This is a genomic window from Maribacter ulvicola (genome assembly GCF_900155985.1).
Lineage (GTDB): Bacteria > Bacteroidota > Bacteroidia > Flavobacteriales > Flavobacteriaceae > Maribacter > Maribacter ulvicola.
Genome location: NZ_FTMA01000007.1, coordinates 69,426 through 81,433, shown reverse-complemented (window position 1 = coordinate 81,433; position 12,008 = coordinate 69,426). Strand labels below are relative to the sequence as shown.

14 protein-coding genes are annotated in these 12,008 nt (G+C 34.3%); 9 read left to right on the top strand and 5 right to left on the bottom strand.

Annotation, left to right across the window (positions count from 1 at the left end):
- Positions 1-219: 219 nt before the first annotated feature.
- Complete coding sequence (locus tag BW936_RS15640; protein ID WP_076549924.1) at positions 220-570, bottom strand: 4Fe-4S dicluster domain-containing protein; 351 nt, start codon at positions 568-570, stop codon at positions 220-222.
- Between the two features lie 89 nt (positions 571-659).
- Between BW936_RS15640 and BW936_RS15635 the strand changes: the two genes are divergently transcribed.
- The 8 genes from BW936_RS15635 to BW936_RS15600 all read left to right on the top strand — a co-directional run bounded on the left by BW936_RS15635 (position 660) and on the right by BW936_RS15600 (position 8,284).
- Entirely contained in the window at positions 660-1,724 is a 1,065-nt protein-coding gene (locus tag BW936_RS15635; protein WP_076549922.1) for an acyl-CoA reductase, read from the top strand.
- Between the two features lie 70 nt (positions 1,725-1,794).
- Positions 1,795-2,859: a 3-phosphoserine/phosphohydroxythreonine transaminase gene (gene serC, locus BW936_RS15630; RefSeq protein WP_076549920.1), complete on the top strand. Its 1,065-nt coding sequence runs from the start codon at positions 1,795-1,797 to the stop codon at positions 2,857-2,859.
- Positions 2,860-3,047: 188 nt separating this feature from the next.
- Positions 3,048-3,998, top strand: a complete 951-nt coding sequence (locus tag BW936_RS15625; RefSeq protein WP_076549917.1) for a D-2-hydroxyacid dehydrogenase — start codon at positions 3,048-3,050, stop codon at positions 3,996-3,998.
- Positions 3,999-4,069: 71 nt separating this feature from the next.
- Positions 4,070-4,705, top strand: a complete 636-nt coding sequence (locus tag BW936_RS15620; RefSeq protein WP_076549915.1) for a DUF937 domain-containing protein — start codon at positions 4,070-4,072, stop codon at positions 4,703-4,705.
- Between the two features lie 65 nt (positions 4,706-4,770).
- A complete protein-coding gene (locus BW936_RS15615) occupies positions 4,771-5,235 on the top strand; it encodes a DUF6146 family protein (RefSeq protein ID WP_076549912.1) in 465 nt (154 codons plus the stop codon).
- Between the two features lie 30 nt (positions 5,236-5,265).
- Positions 5,266-5,583 carry a DUF6787 family protein gene (locus BW936_RS15610; RefSeq protein WP_076549909.1) on the top strand — a complete coding sequence of 106 codons (318 nt, stop codon included), beginning with the start codon at positions 5,266-5,268 and terminating at the stop codon, positions 5,581-5,583.
- A 51-nt stretch (positions 5,584-5,634) separates the two neighbouring features.
- On the top strand, positions 5,635-5,961 hold the full coding sequence (locus BW936_RS15605) for a hypothetical protein (RefSeq protein WP_076549906.1): 327 nt from the start codon (positions 5,635-5,637) through the stop codon (positions 5,959-5,961).
- A gap of 49 nt (positions 5,962-6,010) precedes the next feature.
- Positions 6,011-8,284 (top strand): TonB-dependent receptor, encoded by a 2,274-nt coding sequence (locus BW936_RS15600; protein WP_076549903.1) that lies wholly within the window; start codon positions 6,011-6,013, stop codon positions 8,282-8,284.
- Between the two features lie 59 nt (positions 8,285-8,343).
- On the opposite strand, the gene BW936_RS15595 is transcribed toward BW936_RS15600, so the two are convergent.
- The 4 genes from BW936_RS15595 to folE form a co-directional block, all read right to left on the bottom strand.
- Entirely contained in the window at positions 8,344-8,829 is a 486-nt protein-coding gene (locus BW936_RS15595; RefSeq protein ID WP_076549900.1) for a monoheme cytochrome C, read from the bottom strand.
- A complete protein-coding gene (locus tag BW936_RS15590) occupies positions 8,830-10,050 on the bottom strand; it encodes a sulfite oxidase (RefSeq protein WP_076549898.1) in 1,221 nt (406 codons plus the stop codon).
- A 54-nt stretch (positions 10,051-10,104) separates the two neighbouring features.
- A complete protein-coding gene (locus tag BW936_RS15585; RefSeq protein WP_076549895.1) occupies positions 10,105-10,404 on the bottom strand; it encodes a hypothetical protein in 300 nt (99 codons plus the stop codon).
- An 81-nt stretch (positions 10,405-10,485) separates the two neighbouring features.
- Positions 10,486-11,085, bottom strand: a complete 600-nt coding sequence (folE, locus tag BW936_RS15580) for a GTP cyclohydrolase I FolE (RefSeq protein ID WP_076549892.1) — start codon at positions 11,083-11,085, stop codon at positions 10,486-10,488.
- 231 nt (positions 11,086-11,316) lie between these two features.
- Between folE and BW936_RS15575 the strand changes: the two genes are divergently transcribed.
- Positions 11,317-11,997 (top strand): ABC transporter ATP-binding protein, encoded by a 681-nt coding sequence (locus tag BW936_RS15575; protein WP_076549890.1) that lies wholly within the window; start codon positions 11,317-11,319, stop codon positions 11,995-11,997.
- Positions 11,998-12,008: the final 11 nt, after the last annotated feature.

Below are 12,008 nucleotides of genomic sequence, written 5' to 3'. Positions count from 1 at the left end.
ATTTATAAAAAAAAGCTACCCATTAATTTAGGTAGCTTTTTTTCTTTTAGTATAAGTATGTTAAGTGATTTCTTAGTTTCTCTAGTAATTAAATTAATAGTAGGTTAAATAACACTCACATTTTAATTTTTTGAAATCCCACATCCTTTAAGAAAATTAAATACTTTATATTCGATTATCAAGATTTAAATTAAATTCTCAATACAATGCTTTGCAGGCTTACTCCGGATGCATAAAACGTTGCTTCGCCAAAAGTACTTCTTCGGTTTCCACATGGTCATCATCTGGCACACAACAATCTACAGGGCAAACCGCTGCACACTGTGGCTCTTCATGAAAGCCCATACATTCTGTACATTTATCTGGCGCTATGTAATACACTTCATCACTAATAGGTTCTTGAACGTCATTGGCATCTACTTCTTTGCCATCTGGTAAAACAACATTGCCATCTAAAGAAGTACCATCTGCGTACCTCCATTCGTCTGCTCCTTCATATATTGCAGTGTTTGGACATTCAGGTTCACAAGCCCCACAATTTATACATTCATCTGTTATTATTATTGCCATAATTTCTTCTACATTAAAATGCCCAAAAAAGTACGGGCATGCTTATTTTTGCACAAAGGTAATTCCTAGTCAACTAGTATACAAATATAATGACCCATAGCAACCCAACGACAGAAGCTTTTGTTAAACTTGGAAATTTTCTAAGAACATTTTGCAATTTAGTCACAACAAATACCATTTCTGATCATTTAAATGACAAATGGATCGAGCGTTTTAAAACCGAAGCCGAAAGAGCACAGCACTATAATGGTTGGTTTACAGAAGAAAATTGCATACACGCATTCCAAGAATGGGGCAATACACTTACCAAAGAAAACATAGAAACCTGGCTAAACAACTATGATTTAAGCGCTAATAAAGAAAAAGTTGTTGCGTTGATAATGGCCGGCAATATTCCTTTAGTTGGTTTTCATGACCTTTTATGCGTTCTAATTACAGGAAATAAGGCTCTAATAAAATTATCTAGCAACGATCAAAAGCTGATTCCTTTATTAATAGATTATTTAATTGACATTGAACCATCTTTTGAGAATAAAGTAACCTTTACAAAGGAAAAGCTTGAAAATTATGATGCCGTAATTGCTACCGGAAGCAACAATACCGCCAGATACTTTGAGTATTATTTTAGCAAAAAACCAAACATTATCCGCAAAAACAGAAACTCAGTAGCTGTATTAAACGGAACAGAAACAATTGAAGAACTAACCGCTCTTGGCGAAGATATTTTTAGATATTTTGGCTTAGGCTGTAGAAGTGTCTCTAAAATTTACATCCCAAAAGACTATACTATTGACACCTTTTTTAAAGCGATGTTTCCCTATAGTGATATTATAAACCATAATAAATATGCCAATAATTACGACTACAACAAGGCAGTTTATTTAATGAGCGAGTTTAAAATATTGGATAACGGTTTTCTTATTTTAAAAGAAGAAGAAAGTTTTGGCTCTCCTATTGCATCGTTATTTTTTGAGTATTATGAAGATACATCTCGTTTAAAATCAACCTTAAAAAATCAAGAAGAAAAAATTCAATGTATTGTATCTTCAGGCTTTATTGATGGTGAGATTTCTTTTGGCAATACCCAAAAACCTTCCTTAAATGATTACGCCGATGGTATAGACACGGTTGATTTCTTATTGCGGACCTCATAGAATTAAATACCGTTCCATATCGAAAAATCTTTAAAAAATCCTGACATTTGCATCCTTAATTTACACACAGATGAAAAAACATAATTTTAGCGCAGGTCCTTGTATATTACCAAAAGAAGTATTGTTAAAAGCTTCTGAAGCAGTTATGGACTTCAACGGTTCTGGACTTTCACTAGTAGAAATTTCACATAGAAGTAAAGATTTTGTTGCTGTAATGGAAAATGCAAGATCTTTAGCACTAGAACTTTTAGACCTTAAGGATAAAGGATATAAAGCACTATTTCTACAAGGTGGAGCAAGTCTTGAGTTTTTAATGGTTGCTTATAACTTATTAGAAAAAAAAGCAGGCTATTTAAACACCGGCACTTGGAGCGACAAAGCAATTAAAGAAGCAAAATTATTTGGGGATGTTGTTGAAGTAGGTTCTTCTAAAGATGAAAAATTTACATATATTCCTAAAGAGTATTCAGTTCCATCTGATTTAGATTATCTTCACATAACATCAAACAATACCATTTACGGTACCCAGTTCAAGAAGTTCCCAAAAACAGATTGTCCATTGGTATGTGACATGAGTTCTGATATTTTTTCTAGAACTATGGATTTTTCTCAGTTCGATTTAATCTATGCAGGTGCACAGAAAAACATGGGTCCAGCAGGCACAACCTTAGTTATAGTAAAAGAGGACATTTTAGGACAGGTTTCTAGAAAAATTCCTTCTATGCTTGATTATCAGGTACACATAGCCAAAGATAGCATGTTCAACACTCCGTCAGTTTTTGCGGTTTATACATCCATGCTAACATTAGAATGGCTAAAAAACCTTGGTGGTATAGCTGCCATAGAAGAGGTTAATGAGAAAAAAGCAAGATTATTATATTCTGAGATAGATTTAAACCCTGTATTTAAAGGCTATGCAAATATTGAAGATCGCTCATTAATGAACGCTACATTTAATATTACAGACGAGGTTTTGAAATCCACTTTTGATACTATGTTGAAAGAAGCTGGAATAAATGGTTTAAACGGGCACCGTTCTGTGGGTGGTTACAGAGCTAGCATGTACAACGCCCTATCTTTAGAAAGCGTTGGCGTATTGGTTGATGTAATGAGTGAAATGGAGCGTAAAGGATAATTGGTTTAAACGATTTATTTTGAAAGCTTTCCTTACATTCAGTTCTAAATTAAAAATTGAGTAATACACTTTAAGCGAAACCTATAAAGTATTGCTTTAGAAAATATACGTAAAATTTCGAGGTTTGTCCAAATGGCAAGCACTAGCTAGCCTAAGAACATTAATATCTCGATTATCGAGTAAAACATATGAAGATATTAGCAAATGATGGTATTTCTCAGAACGGTATTTCTGCGCTAGAGAAATCAGGGTTTGAAGTTTTAACAACAACCGTTGCGCAAGAACAGCTGGCCCATTATATAAACGAACATAATATTGCTGCCTTGTTAGTGCGTAGTGCTACCAAGGTTAGGCAAGATCTAATAGACGCCTGCCCCAGCTTAAAATTAATTGGTCGTGGTGGTGTTGGCATGGACAATATAGATGTAGCCTACGCAAAAGAAAAAGGTATTCATGTTATAAACACACCGGCTGCTTCATCAGAATCTGTTGCAGAACTCGTATTTGCCCATTTATTTGGTGGCGCTCGTTTTTTATATGATGCCAACAGAAATATGCCTTTAGAGGGAGATAGCAACTTTAAAGCTCTTAAAAAATCGTATTCAAAAGGAACTGAACTAAGAGGTAAAACTTTAGGTATTTTTGGCTTTGGAAATATTGGTCAAGCGACTGCAAAACTTGCCATTGGCGCAGGTATGAAGGTGGTGTATTGTGACCCAGAAGTGGATCAGGCCAATATTGAAATTTCTTTTTTTGATGGTCAGAAAGTGAACTTCAACCTTAAAAATACACAGAAAGAAGATTTACTTAAACAGGCAGATTATATTTCAATGCATATTCCAGGACAAGACAATTATGTTCTTGGAAAATCTGAATTTGCAAAAATGAAAAAAGGTGTAGGAATCGTAAATGCTGCAAGAGGTGGTGTTTTAGATGAAGTAGCACTTATAGAAGCGCTAGAAAATGGAACAGTAGCCTTTGCAGGTTTAGATGTTTATGAATCTGAACCAAAGCCGGAAATTAAAATATTGATGCACTCTAGCATATCACTTTCTCCGCATATTGGTGCAGCAACACTTGAGGCACAGGAAAGAATTGGACTAGAATTGGCAGATCAAATCATTTCCTTATTAAATTAATGATACTCAATAACTTATTTTATTGACTCTTTTTCGTATTTTTCAGCATAAACATTAAATTAACTATTACAATGGCTGGATTATTAGATTTATTGAACAGCCCCATGGGGCAACAATTAATTAGTGGTGTTGCAGGGCAGACAAATCAACCTGAAGACAAAACCGCAAATGTGCTAAGTATGGCTATGCCACTTATACTTGGGGCAATGAAGAAAAATGTTTCTACACCAGAAGGAGCTCAAGGCTTAATGAGCGCATTATCATCTAACAATCATGATGGTGGTATCTTAGACAATTTAAGCGGTCTCTTTGGTGGCGGTGTTGATGACAGCGTAATGGCTGATGGCGCTGGTATATTAGGCCATGTATTTGGCAACAAACAACCACAAGTTGAAAACGCATTAAGTCAGAAATCTGGTTTAGATGCCGGATCGGTTGCGCAAATATTAAAAATAGCTGCCCCCATTGTAATGGGGTTTTTAGGTAAGCAAACTGCACAAAGTAATGTAAATGATAGTTCAGGCATGAATGCGCTTTTAGGCAGCATGCTAGGTGGACAGCCACAAGAAAACCAAAGTCTAATTACTTCTTTGTTAGATGCCGATGGTGATGGTAGCATATTAGATGACGTAGCCGGTATGGTAATGGGAAGCAATAAAACTAAAGGAGGAATTGGAGGTCTTTTAGGGGGACTTTTCGGCAAATAATATTTTAAGATTAAATTAAAAAACCCGCTTGCAGTTGCAAGCGGGTTTTTTTGTATCTTATATTTATGAAAAAAGAATACTCTCTATTTATAAACATATCCGTTTTAGGAGCTATTATACTTTTATGGATGAGTTGTAGCCCCACAAAAAAGTCATTGTCTTTTTCAAAAGACGAGCAACAAGCTTTTAATCAAATAGAAGGGGATACCATTAATATATCTAGTGACAAAACAGAATATGACATAATAATTATTGAACCAGGCTTTAATTTTTGGTTAAGCTCAGTTGCAAAGCCCCAAGGGTATCATTCTCAAAGTTTCCTTGAAAACAGAAATTATATTATGGTCTTAGAATGGAACAATAGAGTTATACAATCTTCTCGCTATGATCCTAATTTATATGAACTACAAATAGATTACTCTAGTCAAATAGATTACGGATATGAAGTTAATTACAAACTATATAATTACTTTATCTATTTTCAAAGAAAGTACAATCAACGTTTAGGTCCTTTTGTACCCCGCATATAAAAAGTATATTTGCGGTATTCAATTTATGTCATGCAAAGATTAAAAGAACGTTGGGGCGTTACCGGCAATTTTCAATTAACCATTATTTTCATTGTTTTTGCAATTACAGGATCCTCCTCGGTCTATGTTGCTAAACCTTTTCTAAATTTAATAGGCTTACAGCAATCTAATTTTCCAGATGCATGGTGGGGAATAACCATCTATTGGATTTTAAGAATTTTATTAATTTTCCCATTTTACCAAATTCTTTTGATAATTTATGGGTGGTTATTGGGTCAATTCAAATTCTTTTGGGCTTTTGAGAAAAAAATGCTTAAACGTATAGGTCTAGGTTTTTTATTCAATTAATTTAATAGTTATTTAACACTTAACATATCTTCATTAATTAGTTTTGCCGTAATGAGTTTTGTGAAAGACAAAATTATCTATCCCTTGATTGCCGTAATTTTATTGGCAGGCTTATTGGGACCATATTTTGTTAAAATTTCGCATGCAGTAAATGAACATAAAGAGTTGCATTGTGTCTCTAAAGAATTACATATTCATGCTATCGAGTTCGATTGCGATTTTGAACATTATCAGATAGCTTCGTTATTTTACCCAGATTTCTTATATCCTGAGTTTGTTGCATTCGCACCAATTACAAAAGTTAATATCAACAATTACTACTTCTTAACCAAATATCAGCAACTTCATTTTGTATTAAGAGGACCACCTTCGTATTAAGTCATTATTTTAATTACGGTAAAGTCTAAAAATCTTAATATAATTTTATATGAAAAATATTTATATAACAATGCTGTTAGCATTGTTGGTGCAATTTACATTCGCACAGAACACATTACAGGGCACTATTAATAGTCAAGATGATCAAACACCTTTAGAACAAGTCTCAATTTATTTTCCTCAGTTGGAAAAAGGTACGGTTACAAACTCAGCTGGATATTATGAAATCAACAATTTACCTTTAGGTGAATTTAAAATCGTAATATCATATATAGGGTTTCAAACATATTCACAAACTGTTGAAATTAAAAACAATAACACTAAGCTATCTCTCAATTTAATGCCCAGCGCTATAGAAATAGAGGAAGTAATTGTATCTACCCCTTTTCACAAATTACAACGTGAAAATGTAATGAAGGTAGAAAGAACCAGCATTAAAGATTTAAAAAATGCAGGATCTATCAATCTCTCCGAAGGCATAACCACTATACCTGGAGTAGAAAGTGTATCTACAGGAGTTGGAATTGGGAAACCGGTCATACGCGGACTAAGCGCTAACAGAGTATTGACCTACACCCAAGGTATTCGTCTAGAAAATCAACAATTTGGTGATGAACACGGCTTAGGCATAAGTGATGCAGGCATAGAAAGTGTAGAAGTTATAAAAGGTCCCGCATCATTATTATATGGTTCAGATGCACTTGGCGGGGTATTATATCTAAATCCTGAGAAGTTTGCAAATTCTAATGATGTAGAAGGTGATGTAAACTTTAATTATTTTACCAACACCCAAGGATATAATGGTAGCGCCGGATTTAAAACTTCTTCAGAAAAAATAAAATTTCTACTTAGAGCTGGTGGTAGTTCTCATGTTGATTATAAGACAGGTAACAATGAAAGAGTTACCAATTCTAGATTTAACGAAAAAGATATAAAAACAGGTTTAGCGTATCAATTAGCTCATTTTAAAACTGAGTTACGCTACAATTACAATAATTCAGAATTAGGTATTCCCGAAGAAATTGGTGCACAAACCACCAGCCGCTCAGCAGTTGAACCATTTCAAGATATCACCAGCCATATTATTAGCTCTAAATCTAATTTATACTTTAACAATTCTAGTCTTCAGGCCATAATTGGATTTACTCGAAACGACAGAAAGGAATTTGAGGACCATCATCATGAAGAAGAGCACGAAGAAGAGCACGAAGAGGAACATGAAGAGGAACATGAAGAAGAAGGCGCTGCATTAGACATGCTGCTTGAAACTTTAAGTTACAATTTACAATATAATATGCCTAAAATAGGGGCAGTAGAGACCATAGTTGGCCTACAGGGCATGAATCAAAAAAATAGCAATTATGGTGAAGAAATATTAATTCCGGATGCTACAACAAATGATATTGGACTTTTAGCCACTTCTCATATTCATTTTAGTAAAAGTGATATTCAACTAGGTGTTCGTTACGATATAAGAAGTATTGTAGCTGAAGCATCAGGTACAGCAGGTGAAGAAGGTTTTATAGAAACCGTAGATAGAAATTTCAACAGTTTTAATATTGCTGCAGGTTATAAATTAGATGTTTCAAATAACTTTATTACCCGTTTAAATATAGCCTCTGGCTTTAGAGCCCCTAACTTGGCTGAACTAACTTCTAACGGTTCACATGAAGGCACCAATAGATTTGAAATAGGAAATGCCAACTTAAACAATGAAAGAAATATTCAGACCGATTTGTCTTTGGAATTTTCAAATGAGCATTTTGAATTTTACGTTAACGGATTTTATAATTCTATTTCCGACTACATTTACTTAGAACCAAACGGAACAACGTTAAATGGAGATGCGGTTTTCCTATATCAACAACAAGATGCCAATCTTTATGGTGGTGAAGCAGGTATACATTACCACCCACATCCACTAGATTGGTTACATATGGAAAGTAATTTTTCTTCTGTGACCGGAAAATTAAAAAGCAGTGGCTACCTACCGTTAATACCTGCTAATAATTGGGCAAACACCTTACGAATAGAGGTTAATGAAATCAATGAAAGTTTTAATAACGGATACGGATTTGTAACCATAAAATCCTATTTTGCACAGAATAATGTAAGTGATTTTGAAACTAAATCTGATGGGTATTCCCTATTAAACTTAGGTATAGGAGGCACAATAACTATCTCAAATCAGCCAATGGAGTTAAAGTTAAGTGCAAATAACATTTTAGATAAAGAATACATATCGCACTTATCAAGACTTAAAACTGATGGAATATCTAACATTGGTAGAAACATCAATTTAAGTATTAACATACCACTCTAATCTATTAAATCAATAAAAGAGCTTATTACGGTAAGCGGTAACAAGCTCTTTTATTAAAATTACTCTTCTAATTGATACCATTCAACATTAGCCAAAGCCGCTCTCCTACCCACTTTTTTAGGCGGATAATTTGTTACTAAGTAATTGATAATTACGCTTTCATTTTCTCCAAGATCCCATAGATTTTGAGTCTCTTGCATCCATTTTATAGTAGACTTCCAACGCTCTTCATTCATTCTATTTTGCATAACCAATTTAGATGAATGGCAGTTAGTACAATTCTGAACAGTTTCCATCATTCCGGGCGCATCAATAAAACCGGTGCGCACATGAATACCATTTTCTATTTTATCGTAATCCTCTTCAACAGGCACATCAACAATTTCCGTTATTGGCTTGTTGGTCTTAAAAGCAGATAAACTAGGATCTACAATAAAATATACCAACGCAATCCCTCCTATTGCTATAACAGCACTTGCAAGTATGGTCTTTCTATATAATTCTTGAAAATCGCGTTTTAATTTGTCATGGTTTTGCTTTTTCATCTATGCGATTTTTACAGCTATTCTATGGCAAGCATTGTTTAAATATCCTTTAGGATTCCAACCCGGCAATAACATGGGTTGACTAACACCATTGGCATCGGTAGCTCTGGCCCATACTTCATAATACCCTTCTTGCGGAAATGATATAGAAGCTGAGAAATGCTGCCATGCCAAACGGTTGGCCGGTTTTTCTACAGGACAAGCGTGCCAAGTAGCTCCAAAATCTATGGAGTATTCCATTTTAGAAACTTCTAATTCACCAGCCCAGGCATGACCTCTAATATTCAATTTCTTTCCTTTAGCTAAGGTAGCCCCTGATTTAGGGTAAGTAATTAAAGACTTAACCGGCATAGATTCAATAATACACATATCTTCATCTGCCACCTTTTCACCAGGCGCCACAGGCTTGCAAGGTACTCTATAAGCCGTACCTGTCATTTTAGTTCCATCATGAACTATGTTTCTAATACTAATACGTTGTAACCATTTCCCTGAAACTGATGCCGGCCAACCACCCGCAATTACCCGTAAAGGATAACCGTGAGCTAAAGGAATATCCTCCCCATTCATTTTAAATGCCAATATAGTTTCATCCTGCATTGCTTTTGACATAGGAGCACCTCTAGAAATTGGTTCCTTTGTTGGGTCTCTACTAAGGTGTACATCTGCCGCATGGTATCCAAAATAAACAGCATCTTCTTTAATGCCCACATCTTCTAATACATCCCGTAATCTAATACCTGTCCAGCTAGCACAATATACCGCGCCAATTGACCATTGATTTCCCTTTGCCGGTGGATCAAATTCATTTCTACCATTACCTCCGCATTCTAGGGTTAATTGATAGGTATGATGTTCAAACTTTGATTTTAACTCTGCAAGCGTATAGGTTTTCTCTTGTTTTACAGACTCACCATCTATAGTTAGCGTCCAATTCTTAACATCTATTTCTTCAGGTATTAGTCCGTTATTTCGAACAAAAATAGACTTGTTAGGAGTCACTTTATCATCTAAAAGATGAGCTTGCGCTTCTATATTCCACGGTTTATCGTTTAAAACGACCATACCTTTATCCTTATTGAATAATTTAAATGGATCAGCATCTTGTAAAGCCACTAGCGTATAATCAGCTGGCATTAATTCTTTAAAAACGATATCTACTCCTAGTAAAGCAGCTAAACCGCTTAAACTAGATTTTGCAACAAAACTTCTTCTTTTCAAAATTCATTGTATTTGAGGTAAAGTTAATAGATTTTATAAAAATAAAGGTAATTTCTACACTTCTATTGTCTTTCCATTTTTTATTCCCTTGAAAATATAGGTATATAACCACATTAAGGTAAATGAAGGTATGATGTCAATTCCCGGTAGAATTTCCTCAACGAAAGTAAATACACCGGCCGCTTGACCAATTTTACCTTTATACATACGAGTCATTAACCAAGCCGATAATGGTGCCCATACAATATCAGAAAATTCACCTATAAAAGGAATAGCGAATGACAGCATGCCTATACCATCAAAAAGCAATCCCATAAAAAGCTGCTTGTATTTTTTATTTTTTAAAATTGACATGCTGAAAAATTACTTATTCTAACTAAATAATACAACAAAGATGCTATAATTAAAAAATTAAAATATAGAACCGTTGTCTTCTCAAGAAAGTTTTGCGCTAATTAATTTTAAGAATTCATTTCTGGTCTCAATCTTTTCAAACTGACCTCTAAATCCTGATGTTGTTGTTACGGAATTTTGCTTCTGAACACCACGCATCATCATACACATGTGCGAAGCTTCAATTACAACTGCCACTCCTTTAGGTTTCAAAGTATTATTAATACATTCTAAAATATCATGTGTAAGCCTTTCTTGCACTTGCAATCTTCTAGCAAAAACATCTACTACACGTGGTATTTTACTTAAACCAACTATTTGTCCATCAGGTATATAAGCAATATGTGCTTTACCAAAAAAAGGCAACATATGATGTTCACATAAAGAGTATAGTTCTATATCTTTTATAATGACCATATCATCATAATCTTCTTTGAACATTGCCCCTTGTAAAATTTCTACTGCATCTTGTTGATAGCCTTGTGTTAAAAACAACATAGCCTTGGCAGCACGTTCCGGTGTTTTAACCAGACCTTCTCTAGCTACATCTTCGCCAATTTCATCAATAATAGATGAATATCTACTTTTAACTTCATCGGTAATTTCAAGATTGTATTCTTCTAAATTTTTATAAGGAGACATAAATTTTTATTTGCGTTTCAAATAACTTAATCATAGGTTGAACAATTTAATATTTTCTTTCATCATCAAACGTAAAAATATCATAAATAGTTCATATTTGGGCTTTGCTTTACCTAAACAAGCTAAAACTGTACTAGGATAAGAACATAAAACGAATAACTATTTTTAGCATGCTTCTTTTTCATTAATTTTGAATAGCAACTAACTTTTACCTTAAACAAACGATAACTCATGATAAAAGCTTCTAACATTCATAAATACTACGGAGAATTAGAAGTATTAAAAGGAGTTGACCTACATATAAAAAAGGGAGAAATAGTATCAATTGTAGGTGCTTCAGGGGCTGGTAAAACAACCCTGTTGCAAATTTTAGGAACACTGGACCTGCAGTCTAACAGAAATGATAGCAAACTACTTATCAACGGCATAGAAACCACAAATCTAAATGATAAGGATTTAGCAAAATTCAGAAATGAACATATAGGTTTCATTTTTCAATTTCACCAATTATTACCAGAATTTACCGCTATTGAAAATGTTTGCTTACCTGCGTTTATTAAAAAAACACCGAAAGCGGTCGCTGAAGTCCGAGCTAAAGAACTTTTAGATTTTTTGGGTTTATCTCATCGCTATAATCACAAACCATCAGAATTATCTGGCGGCGAACAACAACGAGTAGCAGTAGCAAGGGCTTTGATCAATAATCCGTCAATAATTTTTGCTGATGAACCAAGTGGCAATCTAGATTCTGAAAGTGCTGACAACCTACATAAATTGTTTTTTGAATTACGAGAAAAATTTGGACAAACTTTTGTTATCGTAACCCATAATGGCGAGTTGGCAGAAATGGCGGACCGCAAATTAACTATGGTAGATGGCAAGATTGTAGACAAAGAAATTATTCTAGCATAAGCAAACAACCA

Excerpts from the sequence above, each read along its gene's own strand:
- BW936_RS15640 (WP_076549924.1), bottom strand. The coding sequence starts at position 570 with ATGGCAATAATAATAACAGATGAATGTATAAATTGTGGGGCTTGTGAA.
- BW936_RS15635 (WP_076549922.1), top strand. The coding sequence starts at position 660 with ATGACCCATAGCAACCCAACGACAGAAGCTTTTGTTAAACTTGGAAAT.
- serC (WP_076549920.1), top strand. The coding sequence starts at position 1,795 with ATGAAAAAACATAATTTTAGCGCAGGTCCTTGTATATTACCAAAAGAA.
- BW936_RS15625 (WP_076549917.1), top strand. The coding sequence starts at position 3,048 with ATGAAGATATTAGCAAATGATGGTATTTCTCAGAACGGTATTTCTGCG.
- BW936_RS15620 (WP_076549915.1), top strand. The coding sequence starts at position 4,070 with ATGGCTGGATTATTAGATTTATTGAACAGCCCCATGGGGCAACAATTA.
- BW936_RS15615 (WP_076549912.1), top strand. The coding sequence starts at position 4,771 with ATGAAAAAAGAATACTCTCTATTTATAAACATATCCGTTTTAGGAGCT.
- BW936_RS15610 (WP_076549909.1), top strand. The coding sequence starts at position 5,266 with ATGCAAAGATTAAAAGAACGTTGGGGCGTTACCGGCAATTTTCAATTA.
- BW936_RS15605 (WP_076549906.1), top strand. The coding sequence starts at position 5,635 with ATGAGTTTTGTGAAAGACAAAATTATCTATCCCTTGATTGCCGTAATT.
- BW936_RS15600 (WP_076549903.1), top strand. The coding sequence starts at position 6,011 with ATGAAAAATATTTATATAACAATGCTGTTAGCATTGTTGGTGCAATTT.
- BW936_RS15595 (WP_076549900.1), bottom strand. The coding sequence starts at position 8,829 with ATGAAAAAGCAAAACCATGACAAATTAAAACGCGATTTTCAAGAATTA.
- BW936_RS15585 (WP_076549895.1), bottom strand. The coding sequence starts at position 10,404 with ATGTCAATTTTAAAAAATAAAAAATACAAGCAGCTTTTTATGGGATTG.
- folE (WP_076549892.1), bottom strand. The coding sequence starts at position 11,085 with ATGTCTCCTTATAAAAATTTAGAAGAATACAATCTTGAAATTACCGAT.
- BW936_RS15575 (WP_076549890.1), top strand. The coding sequence starts at position 11,317 with ATGATAAAAGCTTCTAACATTCATAAATACTACGGAGAATTAGAAGTA.